The sequence below is a fragment of the Paenibacillus sp. FSL P4-0176 genome (genome assembly GCF_037975265.1).
Lineage (GTDB): Bacteria > Bacillota > Bacilli > Paenibacillales > Paenibacillaceae > Paenibacillus > Paenibacillus amylolyticus.
Map to the genome: position 1 here is coordinate 97975 of NZ_CP150242.1, position 24869 is coordinate 122843.

Below are 24869 nucleotides of genomic sequence, written 5' to 3' on the forward strand. Positions count from 1 at the left end.
AACTCAATTGACTAAAGCCAAAGCGGGAGTAGACAAAAACCTGCAAAATGTAGTCGATGATCTGGAGCAGCCTGCCGTAAACAGTCATCATGCCCAGCAAATTCAGCAAGATATTAATGATCGCCGTCATCAGGATGCACTGAATCATGACAAAACGGAAGATAGGGACCCATCCCATTCCTAACAATGATGAGGGGGCAATAATATGAGCAAACCAAAAACAATTCCCGTACCGGAAGCGCAAGCATCCGAACAGCATCGTCATTCATCCAAACGCTCTTCCATGCAGGAACCATTATCCGGTTCCAAAAAAGTAAAAAATCAAAATCATGTGGATCATTTGAACCCCCAAGGTTAATAGAAGAAACAGAATCACGCAAAAGTCCCTTGTTACCTAATAGGGGGCTTTTGCGTATTCATACATATATAAAGACAGGCACATGGTTATTCCCAAAGCTGACATAGGTCTTTGTAGCCATTTTAAAGAGGAAAGATCACATTTTTCCCAAATTAGGTTTCGGTATCTGGTGATATGGTATATCATTGATATTGAATTACTTTTTTTTGGGGTTATCACGAGAGGAGAGAAACAAATGACTAAACGTATGGGGGCGCTTCTTCTCACGTTGCTGTTGACCGTATCTATGGCATTGACAGCATGTAGCAGCAAGCAGGAACCAAAAGAGGCATTGAAGACGGCTGCGGCCAATGCTTCCAAATTGACTTCGTATGAAATGAGTTCTAATTTCACTATTAATGAATTGAGCTATAAACCTGGGGATGCTTCACAAACTGATCCTACCATGACTCAGTTTATGAGCATGCTGAAGGATGCTCAGTTGAATGTAACAGGTGTATACCAAAGTGAGCCAATGCAGACAGAGATGACTCTTGGCATCGAGCTTAAAGGCGACATGGGTATGACCTTTAACATCCCAATGGTGATGACGGCAGAGAAACTCTATGTGAAAGTGCCGAATATTCCGTTCTTCCCGATTCCGGAGAATGTTGTTAACAAGTTCCTAGAGTTGGACCTGAAAGAACTGGCTGAGCAAGAGGGTACGGAATGGAACCCTGATGCTATGGACGCAGCCAAAACGCAAAAGCTGAGCAACGAAGTCATGGACGCAGTGCTGAGCGAGTACGATCAAGCTAAATTCTTCAAAAATCTAGACACCAAAGATGCAAAACTTCCTGAAGGTGTAGATGCGAAGCAAGTTGTACAATTCTCGGTGAATAATGACAATGTTAAAGAAGCAGTTACTGTACTGGTAACAAAAGCTATGCCTAAAGTATTGGATATTCTGTCCAAAGAGGAATATCGTGAAATGCTGCAAATGGATCAGGCTGATATCGACAAAGCTAAAGAAGATCTGAAGATCACTGAAGCAGATCAGGCTGAAATGGCTAAAGACTTGGATAAATTGAAAGATGTTCTGACAATCAACCAATTCAACATCGATTTCGCATTGGACAAAAACGACTTCCCTGTATATCAAAAGATGGTCGCTGATGTGCTGATCAAGCCAGAAGGTACAAAAGACGAAGTGAAATTGGCATTTACCGGTTCCAATACGTACACTAAGATTAACGAAAAAGCAGCATTCAAAATCAACATCCCTACTGGCGATGACGTAATTACTATGCAAGAGTTCGAAGAATTGATGAACGCTTCATACGGATACTAATCTCGCTGCATTCAAACCGTCTGTGATTCAAGTGAAGGATAATCTCCTTCCGCTTGGGTACAGGCGTTTTTTTTTGTTAGACAGCGTAAGAGGGGATGTACGCAAAATAGTTGATCTTTGATGTTGAATCGTGGCTGGTGATCTATACAAATAAAACCGCACTCTCTCCTACATAACTAGGGTAGTGCGGTTTTGTACATTAAACTTGTATATTGTTGAATTGGGAATACAGACAGCTTTATTGGGAAGCTTCTAAATCAATTAATTCGTAAGTTCGTCCAAGTCTTCAGCAAGTACAGCATAGATCTGATGATCCTGATATTTTCCGTTGATCTTGAGGTATTTGCGAGCAGTACCTTCAAACTGGAATCCGTTCTTCTCCAGTACGCGCTGTGAACCTTTGTTGGAGGGCAATACTGCAGCCTGAATCCGATTTAACTTTAGCGCACGGAAGCCATAAGCTACGGCCAGTTTAACCGCTGCTGTCATTCGTCCGCCACCCTGATAATCTGGATGGATAAAGTAACCCATATCCGCATAATTGGCAACGCCCAATACGACATTGTTGATACTTACTTGTCCAATCAACAGGCTGTCTTTAATAGTATAGATTCCAAATTGATATCCTGTACCATCTTCTGCTGCCTTGACCCGATCCTCAATCCGCCGAGTCTGAGCATCCAGTGTATAGAATTCATCGTCTCGCACGGGTTCTACAGACTGGTAGGGGACGCGTGTGACCTGAATCAGGTCCAAATAGGACTGTGTATCTTGGGGTGTGAGCAACCGAAGGCTTATGCCATTGGCTGTATCATAGAGTGTTAGTGCCATTACAGCACACTTCCTTTCTAATTGGGATGTTTGTAGTCGGTGACTACTTTAACTTTTGGCGCAGACTTCTGAAAAATTGAGTTAGCATCGTGGAGCATTCAGGTTGGAGAATATCCGCAATAACCTCGGTGCGATGGTTAAAACGCGGCTCCTGTAACAGGTTCATCAGTGTACCTGCACAGCCTGCCTTGGGATCAGCCGTACCATAGATTACGCGGGGGACCCTGGATTGTACAATTGCACCTGCACACATTGGACAAGGTTCCAATGTGACGTACAGAGAACAATCCAACAAACGCCAAGCTCCGATGCTCTCGCTGGCCTGACGAATAGCCACCATCTCTGCATGGGCGGTGGAATCCAGTGTAGTTTCACGCAGATTGTATCCCCGACCAATAATTTGGTTATTTTGTACGATTACAGCTCCAATCGGCACTTCCCCAAGAGCTTCAGCCTTGTAGGCCTCGGCAATGGCCTCTCGCATCCAGTGCTCATGTTGAGCCTCTTCAGATAAATTCCCAAGATCGGGCTGGGGAGAATGGTCATTCATTACTATATAACTCCTTCCAAAATCGTTTATTCAGCGAACAAATATTCGGGTTGTTAACATGTTGTGTATAGAATTGTGGATAACCGTGTAGTTGCTCACATAGTTATAAACAAACTATCCACAAGCCTGTGGGTATGTGGATAAATATAGTGATTAATTTCATTGTAGAGTTCGAAAATGCAAAAAACAACGAATTTCGAGCTTTTCAGTCATTCGGTAACTTTTGGACACAGGTCAATTATCCTTTTCAAAAAGACATACAAGCGTTATGATGGAGATAGGTTTTGCCATATATCGCCAGAGGGTACAAGCCGAGAGGTGAACAAAAAAACTTGTCTATTAAAACGAAATTATCCATGATTATGTCGTGCTCAGTGCTCGTTATTTTAGTGTTGAATATCGCACTGAGTTATTATACTACAGAAGAGAATCTGAGGCAGGACAGTGAAACCAAGATGGTGCTCACTGCAAAGCAGATTGCAATTGCTGTCGAACAGAATCAATACAGTTCGGATTATGTAAAACGGCAGATTGGAAACAATCTGTGGCTTGCTGCTGTCATGGCAGCGGAAGAATTGGACCCGGATATTAATAATATCACAAATGAAGAACTTGTACGCTTGAGCCAAAAGGTCGGCGTCTCACATATTTCGTTAATGGAACAGACGGATGATGACATCGTTGTTAACCGCTCCTCAGATCCGAGAGAAATCGGGCTGTCCACCAAATCCATGACTTATTGGTATCAGGCCTTTAAGCAATTATTTGAAAAACAACAGGTGACGATTCCCCAAGGACAGAAGTTGGAGCATTTCTGGTCAGATGGATTCGAATATTCGACATCCAGTCCTTCGGATATTGATATCTGGGGTTACTACCATGATGGAAAGAGAAACTACATAATCAATCCCTTCTATAATAATACGGAAGTTGATGACTATGTGAAAATCTCTAGTCCGGATGAGATTTTAAATAAAATTCGTGAGGTCAATCCCTCCATTCTGGAGATTACAGGCATCAATCCGTTGACTTTTGGTAGCCCGAACATGGGTGATGACGGAAGAGATTCGAACTTTAGCAAGTTGAATAACAGACCGATTCGTTTTGGTACATACCAGTATGGTTCTACGGATGAGGATCATCGTGCTGTGGTGCGTGCCATTCGAACAGGGCAAAATGTATCTTTTGTCAGTGAAACGCACGAACAGAAGGTACTGAAGAGTTTTATTCCCATTTTCACACCCAATCAGTCTTCCTATGTGATCAGTATTGTCATGGACTATAAGCAAATATCCTCCATGGTATCTGAGCAGTTGGTGAGCCATGCCTCCATATCGTTGGTTTTGCTGGAGATTGTGATCTTTGGCAGCTATTTGCTCGCAGGGTATATCACACGTCCGATCCAATCCATACTGGGCAAAGTGAATGATGTAGCGGATGGGCACTTTGATTTCCGTCTGAAAGTAAAGAGGAAAGATGAACTTGGCCAACTGGCCAATCGTATTAATGCCATGATTCGTAATCTGGGCCATTATACGAGCCGTCTGAAACAGATGTATGAAGAGAATCGGGCGGTGAAAGAACATCTGGAGTCCATTATCAATCAGACAGCGGATGCCATTCACATTACGGATCTTGAAGGAAAAGTGCTGCGGGTTAACCGGGCATTTGAACAATTATATGGCTTTCGAAGTCGTGAGGTGGAAGGTCGTAATCTGAAGATCATCCCGCCAGAGGCAGAAGAAGAAATGAAACGTCAGCATGCCCAACTCGTTGAGGGGATGTCCATTACGTCCAACGAAACCACCTGGATGAAGAAAGACGGGACCCGAGTAGAGGTCAGTGTCAGTACGGCTCCGGTACGTGACGAGGCTGGAGAGATTACCGCGCTCATTAGTGTCTCCAGGGACATTACAAGCCGTAATCGGATGGAAGAGCTGCTGAGACGTTCTGAGAAGCTAACAACCGTGGGCCAGCTTGCAGCAGGTGTGGCACATGAGATTCGTAATCCACTGACCACGCTGCGCGGATTCCTGCAGTTACAGCAAGAGAGCAACAAGCTGAATCATCGTCATCTGGATCTGATGTTATCGGAGCTGGATCGAATCAACCTTATTGTTGGTGAATTTCTGATTCTGGCGAAACCGCAGGCGGTTCATTTTCAGAATCGGGATATTCGTTTTATTCTTGGCGATGTCATCTCGTTACTGGATAGTCAGGCGCATCTGCATGGTGTAGAATTTGTACTGCGTGCCTCATCCGATTCGGCTATGGTACACTGTGAAGAGAACCAATTGAAGCAGGTATTCATCAATTTGCTGAAAAATGGTATGGAGGCCATGCCAAATGGAGGAAACATCCATATCAAGCTCAAGCATGACGAGCAATCGAAACGCGTCAGAATTGAGATCAGGGATGAAGGGATCGGTATCCCGGAAGAGATGATGCCCAAGCTTGGGGAGCCTTTCTTTACGAATAAAGAGTCTGGAACAGGGCTTGGCCTGATGGTCAGTCAGCGCATTATTCAATCACATAAGGGCATGATGGATATTAAAAGCGTCATGAACAAGGGAACAACGGTTATTATTGAACTGCCTGCATCCGAGCAACAACCGGAAGTTATTGAGGTAGATCAGGTAACAGATGACACACTTACAGATGAAGAGAAATAGATGAGGTGAGATTACCTTTTGCGTATTAATAAATTTATTAGTGAAACAGGTTATTGCTCCCGGCGTGAAGCCGACAAGTTGGTGGATAGTGGTCAGGTAACCATTAATGGAGTTAAGGCTGAACTGGGCAGTCAGGCAGAAGAAGGCGACGATGTACGAATCAATGGCAAGCCAATCAAGGAAAAGAGAAAACACGTATATATCGCGCTGAATAAACCGATCGGGATCACAAGTACAACTGAGCAGCATATTCAGGGCAATATCGTTGATTTTGTCGGGCACGATGAACGTATCTTTCCTATTGGACGTCTGGATAAGGACTCGGAAGGTTTGATCCTGATGACCAATGATGGTGATATCGTTAACCGGATTCTTAGATCAGAAGGGCGCCATGAGAAAGAGTATATCGTTACTGTTGATCGATCTGTAACCCCGAGTTTCCTTAGGGGTATGAGCACTGGGGTGAAGATCCTGGGTGAAATGACCCTGCCTTGTACAGTGACCCGGATGACGGATCGAGTATTCCGTATCATCCTGACTGAAGGAAAGAACCGTCAGATTCGGCGGATGTGTAGTGCCTTTGGTTACGAGGTTCGTAAGTTGAAGCGTATTCGGATCATGAACATCCATCTTGGAGAAATGGCGACAGGTTCATGGAGAGAGCTTACCCCTGCTGAAAAAGCGGAGCTGGGCGGTCTGTTGGACTATTCGCTGGAATAGTTGATTCGAGTTCGACTAATTAACTGATTGAAGCCCTGCTTTCCGAAAAGGAGTGCAGGGCTTTTTGGTGCAGATTTAATGAAGACTGGTCAATAATACCGAATAGTACAGAAATATGTAGATGAACCAGGCATAAGCCTTATAAAACCAAAAAGACCGTTCTCCTTGTACTTGGAGAACGGTCTTTGGTTAATGAATCGCTGCAGGCCTCTAGTTTCCTCCGCCAACGGCTTTTACATTTGTATTGTTACTTTGATACTTCCGAATGATAGATACCTCTACACGGCGATTCTGTGCCCGTCCCGTATTGGTGTCATTGCTGGCAATTGGGTGATACTCTCCATAACCACTTGGTGTGAATTTGGAAGGGTCCAATTGCGAGTTCAGCAACAGGATTTTCAGGAAGTTGAGCGCACGATCTGCGCTTAGATCCCAGTTATCCTTATATTGGTTGTTCGAAATGGGAATATTATCGGTATGACCGGATACAACCACTTCATATTCAGGGAACTCCTGCAGCATGCTTGAGATTGCTTTCGCCAGGGATCGTGATTCAGGCTTCACATCTGCTCGGCCTGAGGAGAACAGGGCGTTATCACTGATGGTGATCTTCAATTCAGACTGATTCAGCTTGGTGTTCAGCTGGTCTGAAAGTCCGTTCTTCGAGATATATTTGTCGAGTCGCTCTTTGAGTTTCTCCAGGTCTTCTTGTTCTTTCTTAGCCATCTGTGCATCTGTAATCTGAGCTGGTGTTTTCTTGGTGATTTCTGTAGGTTCCTGTTTGTTCTTACCCAAATCAGCACCTGGCGTATCCGGATTCATGGACGAATGGTCCAGAATCCCGGAACCTCCATTTAATGCACTGTTTAGTGCGGAAGCCATCTGCTCGAACTTAGCTGCATCGATTGAACTCATACCGAACAATACAATAAACAGAGCGAGCAACAAGGTCATCAAGTCGGAATAGGGAAGCAACCAGCTCTCGTCTATATGCTCTTCATGTGGTTCGTGCTTCTTAGCCTTTTTCACCTGGTGATCCCTCCTTCTCTTCCAGTTGTTTACGTTCGGAAGGTGTCAGGAATACGGATAACTTTTGGTTGATGGCGATGGTGGATACACCAGACTGTATGGATAACAGTCCTTCAACCATCATCAGCTTGATCTCCATTTCTTGCTTGGACATCCGTTTCAGCTTGTTAGACATCGGGTGCCATAACACGTAACCACTAAATATACCAAGGAGTGTTGCGATAAATGCTGCCGCAATCGCATGGGAGAGTTTCTCCATGTCACTGAGATCGGCAAGTGCTGCGATGAGACCTACAACGGCCCCGAGAACCCCTAGGGTTGGTGCGTACATCCCCGCCTGAGCGAAGATCAAGGCACTGCCACGGTGGCGCTCCTCTGTAGCATGAATATCTTCCATGAGCACATCACTTACAAATTCCTGATCGTTGCCGTCTATAATCATACGCATACCGCCACGAAGGAACTGATCGTCAATCTCTTCTACTTTTGATTCCAGTGCAAGCAAACCTTCACGACGGGTAGTGGAAGCCCAATCCATAAATGTGCCGATCAGGGATACGCGATCAATTAGTACTTGATTTTTGAAAACAATCCCGAAAAGCTTAGGGATTTTCTTAACTTCAGACATCGGAAATGCGATAAAGATGGTTCCTGCCGTACCAACAAAGATAATAATGTAGGCTGCGGGATTGTTAACCAGGTTGATTAAGGGCGCACCCTTCAAGAACATACCAAATACAAGGGAGACCAGCCCCAAAATTAGTCCAATAATCGTTGAAATGTTCATCATACACCTCATCCATGAGATAAAATTGAATCCTTTCAAGCGGCTGTGTTCGGGCTTCCGGACGAATTTTTGGCCGCAATCCGTTCAATGTTAGGCATTCCTTACGGTTGCTAAAACAGTTAAAACGGTCATATATGTATTTATCGACCAGAAGGCCTTTTTTTTTAAGGGCTATTTTCAGGTATAATAAGATCAAATCCGCTCCTTAGGGGCCGAATAGGAGTGAAAAGCCAATGGGCGTAAAGCATGGACGGGATTATGAAGGAATTTTGACAGATCTGACAACGGCAATCGGACGCATACCGGATCGGTATGTTTTCTTTGAAATGGATGCGGAAGAGTGGGGGAGACTGGCTGCATCTGACCAACTTGAAGTGGATGAGGCATTGGCGGAGGATCTGTTCTATGCGCTGGGCGAGGAGTCTGTTATTCCGGTTGGAAGTGGCGTGGTCATCCATGATAAGGAACAGCACCGCATTCATATTTTGATCGGGGAAGAAGAGTTGACATTTGTACCTTTAATTTAGTGTGTTTACATGCATTTTCAGGGGTGTAAATGGAATTGGAATTCCCCTCAAAGCCTTATGGTTATTGGTTCTATGCCATGTAGTTGATTGGATTTTGAAGCTTGTCCGTGGTAAGATGTTAGTCGTGAAATGGGCCAACCGCATGGCGGTGAGCCTGGCCTTTGAGGTTGCTGTTGATAGCGCCGAAGGTGTCGGTGGTTATACGGACGCATGTCTGTAATGTACCATCCTATGGGGAGGAAGATAACGCATGGTTTTTTCGCAAGAGGAAGTCGAAGCTCATCTGGGAAGGCTGGAAGGCTGGGAACTGGAAGAGGGACGGTGGATTGTACGTAAATTCGTGTTCTCCAACTACATGAAAGGGATTGCATTTGTGGATGAGGTCGCTGCGATCTCGGAAGCATTCAATCATCATCCTTTTATTACGATTGATTATACAACGGTTACGCTGCGTCTCACATCATGGGATGCGGGTGGTATTACATCTGTAGATATCAAGGAAGCAGGGCAATATAACGAAGCTTATGACAAAATGAGGTCGCAATAACGAGGTTGGTTATTATCACGCGGCCAGAAGTGAGTGAACCATACATGTCAGACTATAATCAGAAACAACCTCTTATTGCTGTCGTAGGCAGTCTCAATATGGATCTTGTAGTGAAGACAGACACGATTCCGGAAGAGGGAGAGACGGTGAGCGGTGAGGAGCTGCATTATCTCGCTGGTGGCAAAGGGGCGAACCAGGCTGTTGCTGCTGCGCGTCTGGGTGGACAGACGACGATGATTGGTGCGGTGGGATCGGACGGTTTTGGCGAACGTCTGCTGCACAGTCTGACGGAAAGTGGTGCAGATGCCTCGCGGGTTCGCATATTGGAAGACACGGTTACAGGGACGGCTTCCATCTGGCTTTCTCGGGGAGACAACCGGATTATTGTTATTCCTGGTGCGAATGGGCAAGTGGTGCCTGAGATGCTGGAAGAGGCGGATACGGTAAAAAGCCTGACTGCAGCCGCAGCGGTGCTGCTACAGCTGGAGATCCCGCTGCCAGCGGTTACCCGCGCCGCCCAACTGGCGGCTGAAGGCAGCGCACTGGTGGTGCTCAACCCGGCTCCCGCAGTGCCGGGTCTGCCCCAGGAGCTCCTGCGGTGCGTCGACGTTGTCACGCCGAACCGCAGTGAGCTTGCCGTGCTTACCGGCCGGGATCATCTCCGGCCGGAAGACCTGGATGCGGCGGTCGCAGAGCTCGCCGCATCCCTCGGGGCCGCTGTCGTCACGACGCTCGGCCCCGAGGGGGCTGTGTACGCGGCGGCGCCTGGTGGCCGCGTACAAGCAGGGCGTGCCGGCGCGTGCCGTGCGCCCGGCTACGCCGTAAGCGCCGTCGATACGACCGGCGCTGGCGATTGCTTCAACGGCGCGCTGGCGGTAGCCCTCGCGCGCGGTGAGACTTTGGACGCGGCCGTAGGCTTCGCCATGGGTGCGGCCGCGTTATCCGTGACAAAGCTCGGCGCCCAGTCCGGGATGCCGTCCGCACGTGAAGTTGAGGCCTTTCTGGCTGAGCATGCCGCAGAGGCTTAATAATTGATATAACAAAGAGGCTCTTATTCTCCGAAAAGGGGATTAAGCGCCTCTTTGTTATGCGTGTGCAGAGATTATTTCTTCTCTGACAGCCACATGGCGATATTTGCAATTTCTTCATCCTGCAGCTTGCCCTTGAAGGAAGGCATGCCACCTTTACCTTTGACAATCGTAGAATAGATCTTCTCCAGATCATCCTGGCTACCGATGTTAGCCAGAGCAGGTCCTACGCCACCCTGAAGCTGATCCCCGTGACAGGAGATACAATTGGCTTTGACCAGTGCTTCAGCCTGTCCGGCATCCAATGTTACTTCCGGCATGGTTGGCTTGGCTTCTTCAGCCACTTCTTCTTTCCCTGGAAGCGTAAACATTAAAACAATAGCTAAAGCGCATGCTGCAAAAAATACTCCGCTCATGATCCATTTGTGCATCCCTTATGTCCCCTCCAGAATGAAAGATCATCTAACCTGAAACTATCCATATCATTATAACGGAACCTGTACTGACATCATAGCATTTTGTGGGAATTTTTTGAACTAATCACATAACAAGGGGCAAATTTAGTTGTTTTGCAATGGATTCTAACCGCGAGGCCCTTCATAAACCATACAGTGAAAGGGCTTCAAGCCGGTTGGGGTCTGCCGTTCGTATGTATCATGGGTGACAAATCCACTCTTCAGATAGACTTGAATGGCACGAGCATTCCAAGTGAGTACTTCCAGATCAATCTCATTCGTGGGATTTCGGCGAATGGCTTCCTGTACAATGGCAGTGACAAAAGCTGTCCCTTGACCCTGACCACACAGCTCTGGATGCATGCCAAGGCCAATCCGGGTTACCCCTTGAAGTGGGAAGTATTGAGCAAACCCACATATACGATCGTTCTGATCCAGGACGATTGCATATTGCTCCTGCCGCAGCTGTGCATCTCCGAATTCCACTTCCAGAGCTTTCATCTGCTCCCAGGGGAGCCAGCTGTAGATATTGTAAGGCGGATCATACTGCCAACTGCAGATAAGCTCCGCATGTTCTTCTCGCATGGGTACAACGTGAAACGTCACAGGGGTTTCCTTCATACACCTGCATGCTCCTTTCCTTGAAACAGAACTCTTTGTCCACTCTACAAAAGTGATGTTCATTTAGCAAGTCTTCCTTCCCAAGAAAAAAAATGAAACAAAAGTTCCGGTAATTTCGTTTATATTATAACGGGATGGGTAAAAACATCATAAGGGCACGGACGAACGAACGCAAAATGAACCTGTTGATGTCGCAGAATATGCCCCGAGTATAACTTGCAACATGAATAAGGATTGAAGCACAAAAAAACCGCCGGATACATTCCTGCGGAGAATGTACCGGGCGGTTCTGTTATGCTTCTTGCTTCGTTCCAGTATGTTTAATGGTTACAGCATCATGTTGCTCAGCTTGTCCCTAGTCAAGGGCCAGTGATTCATATGCGTCCGTGCTCATAATCCGTTTTGCGCCAACATAACGATTGGCCCAATAGTTTTCACTCAATGCACTGATCGTAACGCCTTTGGAAGAAGAGGAGTGTGCGAACTTTCCATCCCCTACAAAGATTCCTACATGAGATACGCCTTTACCTGTTGTATTAAAGAACACCAGATCGCCAGCTCTCATTTCCATGCGGGATACGGAATCGCCCATGTCGAATTGGGAACTGGATTGGCGTGCCAAATCAATACCCAACTTGTCGAATACATACCGGGTAAATCCGGAGCAGTCAAAGCCGTTAAGCGTTGTTCCCCCACTTTTGTATGTAGTTCCCATTGCTGAATCAATTACTGTGTCCATCTTTGAATCTGCGAATGCGCTACCTGCACCAAGCGATAAAGCGAATGTGATGCTAAGTACAGCTGCGGTTAATTTCTTCTTGAACAAGAGATATTCCCCTTCCAATGCCTGCGAGGTTAGCTTAAGGATTCGGTTGAAGGTCCCCTATGATCCCTCTGTAGCAAGATCAATTCACCCATAACTGGTTCCCCCGCTTCCCAGGTGCCAGGAATTTGGCTATGCTAGTTATGCACCTGCGAAATCAAGAAATGACGATTTAATTTTAAGTAGTTACAAATATGAATGTAAAGATTACAAAGTTGTTACTAAAAACTCACTGCGATTATTGTAACAGAGGAGTACGGCTTTGGCAACGTTTAGCAACAAATTTAGCAAAAAAAACCTCGACCTTTGACGGGGAAAGGTTGAGGTTTGCCTATTTATAAGTACATATTAGGCCATGAGTTTAACATGTGATGGTAACAATTTTTAAACTATCTGCTCTCACCTTTGGATATTTTGGACTGCCATAATCGGAAATGGCTGCATATTTTCCACAGACTCAATAGACATCTGGCAAGTGGATACGTCTGTTGTAGTATAAGTCCGGTCAGTCCCGTTAATAACCATGAGGCTGTAGTGAATGCCCCAAAGACGAGCAGGTGTACTCCGCCCAGCAGTAATGCAATGCCGATTACAGCGATGAGATGACGCAGTGCAATCCAGAGTGCTTTGAGGGTACCGTGAGCCCCGCCTTCTCCTTCTGGTGCCGAAACACCGAACTGCATATAGAGTATGACATGGTGGATGATCCAACCATATACAATCCAGGCAGCAACATAAGGTATGCCAGGCAAAAGTAATTGAAGGGAATGAAATCCGTCCATGAGAATCGAGTAGAGCTTCGGTATGAGCCAGTAGGCGGGCAGAAGTATCAATAATGTACGTATGGTGTGGAGCAGCAGCATCGGTTTCCACAGATTTTTGATTCCGCGGACAAAGGGGATGCGCTCTTCTGTAGAATTAAAGTGCTGAAGTGAGTAGAGCAGTCCTGCCTGAATGAGGGGGCTGATCAACATGCGAATCAGCAGCATGCCCCCGAGAATCCATAGATAACGATGAACCTCCGGATGGGTAGACAGGTTAAGTTGACTTTCCATTTTGAACAAAAGTGTACTCAGATCACCGGCATCAGCATCTGGATAGCGAAGGAGCAGTGGGATGACGGCCGATTGTACCATTCGATAGAAGAAATATCCCCAAATGAGTTGATAGAGAAATAAGAGTGCGGCAATGAACATATGCTGACGGACGAGAAACCAGCCTTCACGTATTTTCGCTTTCACCGTTTCCACCTCACCATGACAGACCTCCGAATATGGCTTCTATTAGTTTGGTTACACTCATGCTCCAGCGGGACTTCGTCTGCTCATCCAGTCCGGATTTCAGGAAATTGTTCATATGGCGGTTCTCCAACACGATCGAGTACAGGGGATCGGTCATGGCCCAGGATACGGGGGATGTGTGAGTTAATTTATACGTGATGCGATCTTCTTTGCCATTCCATTGCTTGGTGAGGATATGCCCGTCTTCAAAAGCAATGCGAACAGGAACGGCGCTGTAATCACTACCTTTTTTTGCGATCGTCACGGATGACTCGTACAATGTTTGACCGTCTTTCTGTACGGGCGTAATACGAATCTTCTCTACAGCAAAGTCAGCCATCCCGTTACCATAGACGTATTGATCAAAATAATCAGACCAGGAAGTGCGGGTCACTTGTTCCACAATTTTCTGAAAATCAGATGAAGTGGGATGTTTGAAACGGTACTTCTTCACATAGGTAGAGAGAATACGTTCCATCTTTTTGGCACCGACTTGATGTTCGATACCAAGCAATACAAGTTTGCCACGTGTATAGACATTGGCCGCATACTCATTCTGTGAATCGAACTTCCAGGATTCTTGTGTTAAGGATGAAGGAGACGTAATCAGTCCCGATTGTACCGGCAGATTCGGAATCAATCCGTATTCCTGCTCCATCAGTTTGTCTTCTGCATAAGAGGTGAACCCTTCATCCAGCCAGGCTTCCTCGAATTCGTTGCTGGCAACCATGCCGTAGAAGTACTGGTGTCCGATCTCGTGGACTACGGTACGTTCCAGGTCATAACCTGGCGTGGTGTCATCGGCTCCAAAGGCTGTAACTAGCGTAGGGTATTCCATACCTCCAGCGCCATTCCCCGCTTTGGGTGGAACTACGATGGATAAGGTAGCATAAGGATATGGGCCAAACCATTTGCTATAATTGGCTAGAGCGGCCTTCGCGGCGTAGAAATAACGTTCTTTCAGATCCTGATGAGCTGGGTCCAGATATAACTTGATTCGTACACCAGGCACATTGGGTGCAGAGAAGGGTTCCTCGGCGTACACAAAATCGGGTGAGGCTGCCCAGGCGAAATCATGCACATCATCGGCATAGAATTGATAGACCTTTTCTCCATTCTTCACCACGGCTTGCTGCGTCGGAAATCCGGTAGCAGCCACTTTGTATGTTTCGGGCACCCGAATACGTACACTATATATACCGAAGTCAGCGTAAAACTCTGAATTGCCATGGTACTGGTGCAGATTCCAGCCTTCCGTTGTTCGTCCACGTCTGCCCTCAGGTTCATAGGCACTTAATTTGGGAAACCATTGACCTGCCATGACAAAATGATCAGCAGTTCCCATCCGGGCAAAAATCTTCGGCAGATTCACTTCAAATCGGGTGTGGAGCGTGATGCTTTCCCCGCCTTTGACGGGTTTGGGCAAGCGTACTTTAATGAGGGTGGTGTCCTTGATATTTCCGTCATCTGGTTGCACATACTGCATCCGGTGCAGCAGAGAGAGCCCGTCCTCCGTTTTCATTTCGGTAATGTTCATGGAGCCATAACCATTGGTAGGCATGACATCACCCCGAAGTTTTCCACCGGATTCCTTCATAAAGGTGGTGTCAGCAGAAGAGAAGGCGTTGGGATACATATGAAAGTAAAGCTCGCTGACGGTTTTTTTACCTGGATGTGTCCAGGTAATCGTCTGAGTCCCTTCCAGTACATTCCCTTCGACCAGTTTTACATCCATGTGATATTCCACAACACGGTTGCTGTACACTTCGGCAGTAGGGGTCTGTACACTTTCTGGAGGTGCTGGCGTTGGGGCTATTGCCTTAGGCTTGCCCGATTCGGGGGCGAGTACTGGCAATTCGGAATGAGTTGAGCGATTATAACCCAGAGTGATCCATATCCCTCCGGCAAGTACACACAGGGCCAGGGATGCAGTGAGCCAGCTCTTGGCGCGTCGTGGAATCATCGTTAAATACCTCCCGTTGACAAGCATCTACAGCATGTATATGTTTGCAATGGGGCAATTATTAGTTAAAATATTTGTATCAACCCTTGGAGGTTATAAACATGGACCAAAACGAGCAAAACGGCAAAAAACAGATTGCCTTGAATATCGTTAGTGCAAAAAGCAAGCATAAAGGCTTCGGTGCAGGCTCCATTGAGCTGAATAACCTTTCCCCGGTCATTATTGATAATGGCGAAGCCAAAATCGATATCGGTGCGATGCATGCGAAGAGCAAAGTGGAACGCAATATCAAGTTCTCTACCAATCGTGAGGATGTGCCCAACGGACGCCAGGTATGGCTGGTGTGGGTAGCTGTCGATCGCACGGAGGAAGGCCAACTGTATGGTGGAGCAACGGCATGTGAGATGTGGATTGATACGGAAGCAAGACGTGGATGGAAACTGCTGGCCGAACATGTGAATCGCATGGATTATGCCTTGAAGCGTCGCTTCATGCTGGATGAGCTTGGACCCGAAGCTCGAGCTGCACTTAAGACACTGTTGATCTCACACAACGAAGACTGGTGGAATGCTTCTCCAGATGTATTGAAGGAAGCACTCGCCTAAGGCAGATCTTTTAACACAGTCTAAAAGAAAAAAAGCAAAAGGCCCCTTAACCGGAAATTTCGGTTGGGGGTCTTTTGCTTGTGCCTTAATCGTATTCATCGATCTGAATAATTATGAGTTTTCATCCAAAGTGAATTTCCAATTGTTCAATATAACCAGATGTTATAGGTGACGCAACTAAGTCATCGCTCATTTACGTCATTCTACCCACCAACGTTTGAAATCTCCCCACCAAGAATGTTTCTCTTCCTGTATGCCTTGTTGATTCTGTACCTGACGAGTCTTCTCATCTTCTCCAGAATCCGAATCATCCGTCGTGCCATGGCATACCTCTGTCGGTTCAGTACCATCAATAAAAACTTCCAATCGTTTCTCTTCACAACCGTTGCCTGCCAGCTTGCCGGATTCCGGATCAATATATACACTTACGACATGATCAGGCACGGTGAAGATTTTGGGTGGTACGCTCGCAAGGGCCTGTTCTGTGAACTGGGCAAAGATCGGCGCTGCCCGGCGGCCATCCGAAGTGGAGATGGCTTTGCCTTGGTCGTACCCAACCCATACCGCGGTGGAGAGCTCCGGTGTGAATCCAACGAGCCAGGCATCCGTGTTGGTTGTTCCCGTTTTTCCCGCAACCGGGCGTTTGATCGCCTTAGACACCCGGTTGCCCGTTCCTCCATTTTCGAAGACACTTTGCATTAAACGAGTCAGTACATAAGCTGCCGCAGGTTCCACAACGGCCTCAGCCTTCGTCTGAGGCGATTCATAGAGCACACGTCCTGCAGCATCTGTCACTTGTAGAATGGCTACAGGTGGCGTCCGTTGTCCACCAGCAGCAATGACGGAAAAGGCCGACGCCATCTCCAGCGGGCTGACAGGTGACGTTCCCAGTGCAAGAGAAGGTACGGCGCTCAGGTTGCTTGTAATGCCGAGGTTTTTTGCCATACTCACAACCTGCTCAGGACCGATCTGCATAATGGTGTTCACCGCATAAATATTGTCTGAAGCGGCGATCGCCTGTCTTAGATCAATCTCACCCAGATACTTGTCTCCAAAGTTGCCGGGTTTATAGGTTTTGCGGTCATTGTCATAGTGAAAAAGGGTAGGTTCACTGTTAAATATGGATGCACTGGTGAGCTGCTTGGATTCCAGGGCTGCCAGATACATAATCGGTTTAAACGCCGAACCTGGCTGGCGCGTTGTCGCTAGAACATGGTTAATCTGATTGGTACGGTAATTCTTGCCGCCTACCATGGCTTTGATGTAACCCGTACGAGGGTCGATGGACACGAGGGCCGTCTCCAGCTCACTTTTGGCATCCATACCCTTCGCTATGGCGTCTTCCGCTGCTTTTTGTACACGCAGATCCAGGGTGGTGTAGATGTTCAATCCCCCATGATCCAGCATCGCTTCACTGATTCCCAACTCTTTGATGGCCAGATTCCGGATATAGTCACGGAAATACGGGGCGCTTTCCACCGTTTTACGCTCACTTTCCGGTTTGAACGAAAGCATTTTCTCATAGGCCTTATCCGCTTCGGCCTGGGTGATCTTGCCGATATCAGCCATGGCATTCAGCACAATCTTCTGTCGGTCTTTGGCATTTTTCATATGGTTATAGGGTGAATAGTAGGTAGGTCCTTTCGGGATTCCTGCCAGCATGGCACTCTCTGCAAGATCCAGCTGTTTGGCTGATTTGCCAAAATACATTCGTGAAGCCGCTTCGATTCCGTACGCACCATGCCCATAATAGATTTCGTTCAGATACATCTGCAAAATTTCATCCTTGCTGTATTTCATCTCCAATTGTGCCGTGTACATGGCTTCCTTGGCTTTGCGAGTCCATGTTTTCTCATGAGATAGATACAGGTTACGCGCCAGCTGTTGAGTCAATGTACTTGCACCTTGCGACATCTGCATATGTTCGAGGTTAACGAGCACAGCCCGTCCCATCCCTTGCACGTCGAACCCGTAGTGATTATAGAATTTGCGGTCCTCTACAGCCAGAGTGGCATTGACCAAATCTGGAGCGATATCCTCCAGTTGAACGGGTACAGAGTCTTTGCCACCTGCGGAGAAGGTAGCGATGACTTCACCCTGACTGTCCAGTAATCTGGAATTCCGATCAGAGTCTGCTAGGGGAAGGCTGGTTGCGTATAGATAGACCAATCCTGCAGCGGTAGCAAGTATGGCGAGCACGGCGAGCAGAGACAGGTTTTTAAACAATTTACGTACACGGAACCCGCGTTTGCGGGTCTTTTGATTTGGCTTGGTCATGGAACGGGCTCCTCTCTTTTCTTCCAGTATGGGACTTGATTGGCAGGGATATTCAATCGGGTGCATAAGCAAACAAAATGTAGCATTTTCGCCTTAAAAACCGTTTTGCAGTATAAACGTCAATCGCGTATAATGCAAAAGGGTAATGAAAAGGTAAGATTCGGCACAAGATACTAAAGCGCGTAAGGACGAACAGACGAATGGTCATTGATTCATTGATTAGTCAGACGCTCTGCACGCTCTGGTCAATTTAATCTATATAATGAAGTGAACCGCGGACCTTTCCCGCAGGCCAGCAATGATAACGCGATATGGCGCCGAACGCTGGACGTGCTTGGGCGAACCGATTATAGTGCACAGCACTTGGTCGGGTATGGCTGATCATTAACTTTACGGAAAGAAGGTAGAGATTATGGAATTGTGGTTTACGGAGAAACAGACCCCGGTATTCGGGATCACCGCGAAGATTAAGCAGACCTATGTTACAGAGAAAACGGATTTTCAAGATTTGGCCATGGTAGAGACCGAAGAATTCGGTAACATGTTGCTTCTTGATGGCATGGTGATGACAACTGTAAAAGACGAATTCGTATATCACGAAATGGCGGCACACCCTGCGCTGAACACTCACCCGAATCCGAAAAAAGTTCTGGTTGTCGGTGGCGGCGATGGCGGAGTCATTCGTGAAGTCATTAAACATGCTGCTGTAGAAAAAGCAGTTCTCGTCGAAATCGACGGTAAAGTTATTGAATACTCTAAAAAATATTTGCCTGAAATCGCCGGCAAGTTGGATGAGCCTAATGTTGAAGTGCTCGTAAACGACGGCTACATGCATATTATTGAACATAAAAATGAATACGATGTGATCATCGTAGACTCTACGGAGCCTGTCGGCCCGGCTGCGCCATTGTTTGAGCGTGGGTTCTACCAAGGCATCTACGAAGCATTGAAAGAAGACGGAATCTTCGTTGCCCAAACGGACAACCCTTGGTTCAAGGCGGATCTGATCCAGAAGGTGAACAAAGACGTCAAAGAAATCTTCCCGATCGTACATGTGTACGGCTGTAATATTCCAACCTATCCAAGTGGTTTGTGGACATTCACTATGGGTAGCAAGAAACATGACCCGCTCGAAGTGGATGAGACTCAAATCCCGGAGATGGATACCAAGTATTACTCTCCGCGTCTGCACAAAGCAGCATTTGTACTTCCTAAATTCGTGGAAGATTTAACGAAATAAAAGGGGAAATCATTAATGAAACTGGATCAAGCTTATTCAGGAAACGTATTTATTTGCAGCTCTGAGGATTATGAGAACTCCAAAGCGGTTATCTATGGTATGCCGATGGATTACACCGTCAGCTTCCGTCCGGGTTCCCGTTTCGGCCCATCTCATATCCGTCAAGCATCGGTTGGACTTGAAGAGTACAGCCCATATCTCGACAAAAGCATTGTAGACATGACATACTTTGACGCTGGAGACCTGCTCTTGCCTTTCGGTAACGCGGGACGCAGCCTTGAAGTAATTCATGAATACATCGGCAGTCTGCTCGCTGACGACAAATTCCCAGTTGGTCTCGGTGGCGAGCATCTGGTTACTTGGCCAGTCATCCAACAGATGTACAAGAAATACCCGGATCTTATTCTGATTCATATTGATGCACACGCTGACCTTCGTGAAAACTATGAAGGCGAGCCATTGTCACACTCCACACCAGTGCGTAAAGCAGCTGAGTTGATGGGTGGCAAAAACATCTATCAGTTCGGTATCCGTTCCGGTTCCCGTGAGGAGTTCCAGTACGGTCGCGAGAACATCAACTTCTATCCATTTGAAGTGGCAGCTCCGATGAAGGAAGCTCTTCCGAAGATGGGCAACCGTCCGGTGTATGTGACCATCGACATCGATGTGCTTGATCCGTCAGCAGCGCCAGGAACAGGTACAGCAGAAGCGGGCGGCATTACGTCCAAGGAACTGCTGGAAGCCATTCATATGATCGCAGGATCTGATGTAAATGTAGTTGGTTGTGACTTGGTTGAAGTTGCACCAATCTATGATCCAACACAACAGACACAGATTGTAGCTGCGAAGCTGATCCGTGAAATGCTGCTTGGATTCGTGAAATAATCACAGAATAATCGATAAGTATAACGCTCTCTGTCTGCGCGGGTTCAACTTTGCGCAGGGGAGGGCGTTTTGTATTGTTAACTTTTGTACAGAGCTGTGCTATACTGACTACATAAGTATTCAGTAGTATATTAATTGATATATTACATTCGTGAAGTATATGGTGATCGGGTTCGGTCATATACTAAAAAGAGCCTTTACCGCTGCCAACGGTAAAGACTCTTAGGACCCGAAAGGCTGTGGATTGCCACGGCGCGCATGAACTAAATAATGCTATTCAAGCAAAACCCACCGTCAGGCTTCCGACCTTATGAGGTGGGTTTTCGCTTGCTACGAAACTTTTTGCGCAACCAACGGTAAAGCTTTCGCCCACTCAGTACAATACTGAGGATCGCAGCAATCCATCGGATTACATCAAGCAACGCCACAAGTTTGACCAACGACGTCACCCCCTTTTGGGAAGCTGCGCCGTGGTCTGGAAAACATCCACCGATATTCAAAAGTCCATAACATTAATTATAGCACGTACGTTCCCTTGTCTCTACCATTTATTTCATGTGTTAGTATGGACTCTCCTCTTACACAGATATCGTGCCTTGGTATGACTCTATCTTAATATTTGTGTATAATATGGAAATAGAGGAAGGGAAAGGTGAATATGAATGCGTATGATTCGGGCTCAATTGAGTATGTATCCCAGGTGGCTGACTGCAGTTTTTATAGTGTTTGTCATCAATTTTGTATTAGCAGTGACGATATTTCTTAACTTTACGTTGATGGTGGCTGATCTGGCTATGCTTTTTGCTGCATATAGTATTCGGGAATATAAATACAACAAAATATATTTTAGTTTATGCCTTTTATTAAGTATCAGTTTTGTTATCCTTGGTATCAGGACATTTCCCATTTAACTTAGAGTACACAACGTTTAGTAATCAACCACCCTTGCCTGCATGATACCAATCATGGGTAAAGGTGGTTTTTTTCTTGCGAAATTGTCATCAGGGTTAATCAGATTGTTACGTTAGAACCATCAAATTTGGGTAAAACCATAGAAGGAGGTGTTACGATGACAACCAAGAGTACAATGACATGGAAACGGATTGGTGCACTCGCATTATCGTTAACGCTGGCTTGGGGGATGGGTCCGGTACATACGCTATCAGGTGCTAACGCTGCATCTTCACAGGCATGTGGAAAGGGAGATCATGGACTATCTGCTACATTGAAAAAAGGCAGCGGTGTGGAAGAGCAACACCTGCAATTTACTGACATTGATTTTCTTAATGATACGACTGGACGAGCTGGGGGTGAAGGCTTCCTGATCGGTACCTCGAATGCAGGATGTACGTGGCAGTCCATATATACCGGGCAGTGGCAATTCACTCAGCTTGATTTTCCGAATAATGTGAACGGATATGCGCTGGCGCGAGTGAAGGATTCACCTGCAACCTATCTGATCCGTACCCATGATGGGGGATCGCACTGGACGCGGCTCGATACGCCGGGCATTCAATTCAAACGAATTGATTTTCGCAATAAAGATGTAGGTTATGGTTACACCTATAATGGTGCATATCAGACGAAGGATGGCGGGGTAACCTGGAGTAAAATGAATACACCTGCCAACACGCGTGCAGCTGCCTTTGCAACAGAGAAACAAGGGTATGCCGTCGTGGTTGTACCTGGATCGGGATATCATCTGAAGCAAACGAGTGATGGCGGCAAGAACTGGACAACCTCTCTTCGAGTTGTCTCAGACACATGGAGCGGAGCGGATCTGTATGCACATGGCCAACAAGTATGGGCCCTTTTGTATGGTGATGTAGGCATGTCCCAACAATCGTACTCCCTCTATGCGAGTGGTAATCAAGGCAAGAACTGGACCCAAGTATTTGCACAATCCACAGCAGGGGGAGGTCCTGCACCGGGTACAAACAGTACGGGCAAAGGAAACGGACCAGCCAACCCGGGTGGTCATCCCGGCAACATGGCGTTGATTGGTAATCAGACGGCGTATCTGTCTGCAGGTTCACCCGCAGCTGGCAAAGTGGGTATTGGACGTTCTTATGATACAGGTTCCACGTGGAAAAATATTGACCTGAAAGATCCGGGATACAGTTCCCGTATCTCGTTCCCATCGGCCAAGACGGGTTGGCTCGTAGTCACAAGTGATAACTCTCCTGCGATCTATCAGACTACAGATGGTGGAACGACGTGGACACAAAAAATGTTGTTGCCTTCAGAGCAGGATTAAGTAGCCTGTTATTCTGAAATAATAAACGGGCAAATCCAAATTAGAAATGTATAAAAATCAATTTGGTAAGTCTCTGTATGAATTTCTATAACAAACAAGCCTCTTCCTAATCAATTACACAGGAAGAGGCTTGTTTGTGTAGAAATAAAAACGGTTGAAACCTACTCTAAAACGAGTTATTGTAAGCGATAACAATACATTATATGGAGGTTGAAATCATGGTTGATGTTATTTTAAAGGCGGATTCTGATAAAGGATTAATAAATCGCAATATATATGGTCACTTTTCCGAACACTTGGGACGTTGTATTTATGAGGGGCTGTGGGTAGGAGAAGATTCACCTATTCCGAATACGGATGGGATTCGAAATGATGTATTGACGGCCTTGCAGAAGCTTAATATTCCAGTACTTCGCTGGCCAGGCGGTTGTTTTGCCGATGAATATCACTGGAAAGATGGTGTAGGTCCGAAGAGTGAGCGTGCTCGTATGATCAATACACACTGGGGCGGTGTGGAAGAGAACAATCACTTTGGTACACATGAATTCTTGAGATTATGTGAGTTGCTCGGCACGGAGCCATATATTAGTGGCAATCTGGGTAGCGGTACAGTGCAGGAGATGCAGGAATGGGTGGAGTACATCACGTTTGATGGCGAATCGCCGATGGCGAACTGGCGTAAGAGTAACGGTAGGGAAGAACCGTGGAAAATGAAGTATTTTGGCGTGGGAAATGAGAACTGGGGATGCGGCGGCAATATGCGTCCTGAATATTATGCGGATGAATATCGCCGGTATGCTACATATGTACGTAACTATTCCGGAAACGAGATTTATAAAATCGCTTGTGGACCCAACGAAGGTAACTATGAATGGATGGAAGTCCTGATGCGGGAAGCTGCTCGCTTTATGGATGGAATCAGTCTTCATTATTACACCATCCCTACAGGAGAGTGGAATGATAAAGGCGCAGCTACAGGATTTGGTGAGGCTGAATGGTTCACTACCTTGAAAAAGACGCTCCATATGGATGAATTACTGGTGAAGCACTCCGAGATTATGGACAAATATGATCCAGAGGGCAGAGTCGGCATTATTGTGGATGAATGGGGCACGTGGTATAACGTTGAGCCGGGAACCAATCCAGGGTTCCTGTATCAACAGAATACGATGCGGGACGCTGTGCTTGCAGGTGTTAACCTGAATATTTTCAACCAACATAATAAACGGGTACACATGGCAAATCTTGCGCAGATCGTCAATGTGCTTCAATCGCTTGTGCTCACGGAAGGGGACAAAATGCTCCTGACCCCTACGTACCATGTATTTGATATGTATCAGGTTCATATGGATGCACAGCGACTGGATTTGAATTATGAAAGCCCAGGATACACATTCGGAGAAGAGACCATTCCGCAGCTCAGCTTATCAGCTTCCCGCAACAAGGATGGGGTCATTCATGTGACAGCTTGTAATCTGAGTCACACGGATGAGTTGGAAGTTGTGTGTCAGCTGGACGCAGCTCAAGCGGCTAAAGTAACCGGGCAGATTCTGCACCATACTGATTTTGGTGCATTTAATACCTTTGAACAGCCGAATCATGTTCACCCTGTGGCGTGGGATGGAATCACACTGGAGAATAACACACTGCGTTTTGTCCTTCCACCAGCATCGGTTGGGGTGCTCGCTGTCGAGGGTTAATGCATGAAAAGGCAGGAACCTTGCAAAGGCTGTAATGATCAGTACGATGTGAAGATTAGCGATGCCAAAATGGCCAGACTTGTGGAGATTGCCTCACGTTCGCGTCCGACGGTACAGGATGAGGAATATGAACGTCGGCTATCCATCTGCTCTGCTTGTCCGGGATTGCAATATGGCACAACTTGTCGGCATTGTGGTTGTCTCGTACAGGTGCGAGCGAAGCTGAGTGAGTCGACATGTCCTTTTCCTTATGAATCGCAATGGGCCTGATCGGAGGAACGAATCTTATTATAATGAAGCAAAAGGGAGTTGCACTTTACAGGTGCGGCTCTTCTTTTTGGCTTGATGAGGAAAAAACTCTGAATTTGGATTTGAATTGAGCGA

The 24869-nt window shown here is 46.5% G+C and carries 26 protein-coding genes and 1 riboswitch; of the genes, 15 read left to right on the forward strand and 11 right to left on the reverse strand.

The window, feature by feature from the left end; translation table 11 throughout:
* Positions 1-7: 7 nt before the first annotated feature.
* The 3 genes from MKY95_RS00455 (at position 8) to MKY95_RS00465 (ending at position 1688) form a co-directional block, all read left to right on the forward strand.
* Positions 8-184: a hypothetical protein gene (locus tag MKY95_RS00455; RefSeq protein ID WP_017691325.1), complete on the forward strand. Its 177-nt coding sequence runs from the start codon at positions 8-10 to the stop codon at positions 182-184.
* Between the two features lie 21 nt (positions 185-205).
* Positions 206-358, forward strand: coding sequence for a small acid-soluble spore protein P (locus MKY95_RS00460; RefSeq protein ID WP_036607296.1), 153 nt, complete (start codon positions 206-208; stop codon positions 356-358).
* Positions 359-593: 235 nt separating this feature from the next.
* A complete protein-coding gene (locus MKY95_RS00465) occupies positions 594-1688 on the forward strand; it encodes a hypothetical protein (protein ID WP_036607295.1) in 1095 nt (364 codons plus the stop codon).
* A 261-nt stretch (positions 1689-1949) separates the two neighbouring features.
* Here the strand turns inward: MKY95_RS00465 and MKY95_RS00470 are convergent, their stop codons facing one another.
* Both MKY95_RS00470 and tadA read right to left on the reverse strand, forming a co-directional pair.
* A complete protein-coding gene (locus tag MKY95_RS00470; RefSeq protein WP_036607294.1) occupies positions 1950-2519 on the reverse strand; it encodes a GNAT family protein in 570 nt (189 codons plus the stop codon).
* Between the two features lie 43 nt (positions 2520-2562).
* Complete coding sequence (gene tadA, locus MKY95_RS00475; RefSeq protein ID WP_076320314.1) at positions 2563-3069, reverse strand: tRNA adenosine(34) deaminase TadA; 507 nt, start codon at positions 3067-3069, stop codon at positions 2563-2565.
* Between the two features lie 332 nt (positions 3070-3401).
* Between tadA and MKY95_RS00480 the strand changes: the two genes are divergently transcribed.
* The gene (locus MKY95_RS00480; protein ID WP_047841153.1) at positions 3402-5741 is read left to right on the forward strand and encodes an ATP-binding protein; all 2340 of its coding nucleotides are present in this window, start codon (positions 3402-3404) and stop codon (positions 5739-5741) included.
* A gap of 18 nt (positions 5742-5759) precedes the next feature.
* Positions 5760-6461, forward strand: a complete 702-nt coding sequence (rluF, locus tag MKY95_RS00485; RefSeq protein ID WP_036607293.1) for a 23S rRNA pseudouridine(2604) synthase RluF — start codon at positions 5760-5762, stop codon at positions 6459-6461.
* A 210-nt stretch (positions 6462-6671) separates the two neighbouring features.
* On the opposite strand, the gene motB is transcribed toward rluF, so the two are convergent.
* On the reverse strand, positions 6672-7490 hold the full coding sequence (gene motB, locus MKY95_RS00490) for a flagellar motor protein MotB (RefSeq protein WP_036607292.1): 819 nt from the start codon (positions 7488-7490) through the stop codon (positions 6672-6674).
* Complete coding sequence (motA, locus tag MKY95_RS00495) at positions 7477-8277, reverse strand: flagellar motor stator protein MotA (RefSeq protein ID WP_036607291.1); 801 nt, start codon at positions 8275-8277, stop codon at positions 7477-7479. The genes motB and motA overlap by 14 nt, the downstream gene beginning before the upstream one ends.
* Positions 8278-8510: 233 nt before the next feature.
* Here motA and MKY95_RS00500 point away from each other — a divergent pair, with 233 nt between their 5' ends.
* The 4 genes from MKY95_RS00500 (at position 8511) to rbsK (ending at position 10379) form a co-directional block, all read left to right on the forward strand.
* Positions 8511-8804, forward strand: a complete 294-nt coding sequence (locus MKY95_RS00500; protein WP_036607290.1) for a hypothetical protein — start codon at positions 8511-8513, stop codon at positions 8802-8804.
* A gap of 64 nt (positions 8805-8868) precedes the next feature.
* Positions 8869-9024, forward strand: coding sequence for a hypothetical protein (locus MKY95_RS00505; protein WP_155985029.1), 156 nt, complete (start codon positions 8869-8871; stop codon positions 9022-9024).
* Between the two features lie 30 nt (positions 9025-9054).
* Positions 9055-9351, forward strand: coding sequence for a 4a-hydroxytetrahydrobiopterin dehydratase (locus tag MKY95_RS00510; RefSeq protein WP_017691315.1), 297 nt, complete (start codon positions 9055-9057; stop codon positions 9349-9351).
* 44 nt (positions 9352-9395) lie between these two features.
* The gene (rbsK, locus tag MKY95_RS00515) at positions 9396-10379 is read left to right on the forward strand and encodes a ribokinase (protein ID WP_074092940.1); all 984 of its coding nucleotides are present in this window, start codon (positions 9396-9398) and stop codon (positions 10377-10379) included.
* Positions 10380-10453: 74 nt separating this feature from the next.
* Here the strand turns inward: rbsK and MKY95_RS00520 are convergent, their stop codons facing one another.
* The 5 genes from MKY95_RS00520 to MKY95_RS00540 form a co-directional block, all read right to left on the reverse strand.
* Positions 10454-10810, reverse strand: coding sequence for a cytochrome c (locus MKY95_RS00520; RefSeq protein WP_036607288.1), 357 nt, complete (start codon positions 10808-10810; stop codon positions 10454-10456).
* Between the two features lie 150 nt (positions 10811-10960).
* Positions 10961-11455 carry a GNAT family protein gene (locus MKY95_RS00525; protein ID WP_127551367.1) on the reverse strand — a complete coding sequence of 165 codons (495 nt, stop codon included), beginning with the start codon at positions 11453-11455 and terminating at the stop codon, positions 10961-10963.
* Positions 11456-11810: 355 nt separating this feature from the next.
* A complete protein-coding gene (locus MKY95_RS00530) occupies positions 11811-12245 on the reverse strand; it encodes a C40 family peptidase (RefSeq protein WP_223199955.1) in 435 nt (144 codons plus the stop codon).
* 39 nt (positions 12246-12284) lie between these two features.
* Positions 12285-12422: riboswitch (cyclic di-AMP (ydaO/yuaA leader) on the reverse strand.
* 245 nt (positions 12423-12667) lie between these two features.
* Entirely contained in the window at positions 12668-13519 is an 852-nt protein-coding gene (locus MKY95_RS00535; RefSeq protein ID WP_339196357.1) for a hypothetical protein, read from the reverse strand.
* 10 nt (positions 13520-13529) lie between these two features.
* Positions 13530-15521 (reverse strand): M1 family metallopeptidase, encoded by a 1992-nt coding sequence (locus tag MKY95_RS00540; RefSeq protein WP_339196360.1) that lies wholly within the window; start codon positions 15519-15521, stop codon positions 13530-13532.
* A gap of 101 nt (positions 15522-15622) precedes the next feature.
* Here MKY95_RS00540 and MKY95_RS00545 point away from each other — a divergent pair, with 101 nt between their 5' ends.
* On the forward strand, positions 15623-16126 hold the full coding sequence (locus tag MKY95_RS00545; RefSeq protein WP_017691308.1) for a YwhD family protein: 504 nt from the start codon (positions 15623-15625) through the stop codon (positions 16124-16126).
* A 198-nt stretch (positions 16127-16324) separates the two neighbouring features.
* Here MKY95_RS00545 and MKY95_RS00550 read toward each other — a convergent pair whose 3' ends face one another.
* Entirely contained in the window at positions 16325-18403 is a 2079-nt protein-coding gene (locus tag MKY95_RS00550; protein WP_339196363.1) for a PBP1A family penicillin-binding protein, read from the reverse strand.
* Between the two features lie 412 nt (positions 18404-18815).
* On the opposite strand from MKY95_RS00550, the gene speE reads away from it, so the two are divergent.
* Both speE and speB read left to right on the forward strand, forming a co-directional pair.
* Positions 18816-19643, forward strand: a complete 828-nt coding sequence (gene speE / locus MKY95_RS00555) for a polyamine aminopropyltransferase (protein WP_017691306.1) — start codon at positions 18816-18818, stop codon at positions 19641-19643.
* 15 nt (positions 19644-19658) lie between these two features.
* Positions 19659-20528 (forward strand): agmatinase, encoded by an 870-nt coding sequence (gene speB, locus MKY95_RS00560; protein WP_036607280.1) that lies wholly within the window; start codon positions 19659-19661, stop codon positions 20526-20528.
* Positions 20529-20836: 308 nt separating this feature from the next.
* On the opposite strand, the gene MKY95_RS00565 is transcribed toward speB, so the two are convergent.
* Positions 20837-20968 carry a hypothetical protein gene (locus MKY95_RS00565; RefSeq protein ID WP_017691304.1) on the reverse strand — a complete coding sequence of 44 codons (132 nt, stop codon included), beginning with the start codon at positions 20966-20968 and terminating at the stop codon, positions 20837-20839.
* A 629-nt stretch (positions 20969-21597) separates the two neighbouring features.
* Here MKY95_RS00565 and MKY95_RS00570 point away from each other — a divergent pair.
* The 3 genes from MKY95_RS00570 to MKY95_RS00580 all read left to right on the forward strand — a co-directional run bounded on the left by MKY95_RS00570 (position 21598) and on the right by MKY95_RS00580 (position 24755).
* A complete protein-coding gene (locus MKY95_RS00570) occupies positions 21598-22785 on the forward strand; it encodes a hypothetical protein (protein ID WP_339196367.1) in 1188 nt (395 codons plus the stop codon).
* A gap of 218 nt (positions 22786-23003) precedes the next feature.
* Complete coding sequence (locus MKY95_RS00575) at positions 23004-24485, forward strand: alpha-N-arabinofuranosidase (protein WP_339196370.1); 1482 nt, start codon at positions 23004-23006, stop codon at positions 24483-24485.
* Positions 24486-24488: 3 nt separating this feature from the next.
* On the forward strand, positions 24489-24755 hold the full coding sequence (locus MKY95_RS00580) for a DUF6171 family protein (protein ID WP_036667692.1): 267 nt from the start codon (positions 24489-24491) through the stop codon (positions 24753-24755).
* Positions 24756-24869: the final 114 nt, after the last annotated feature.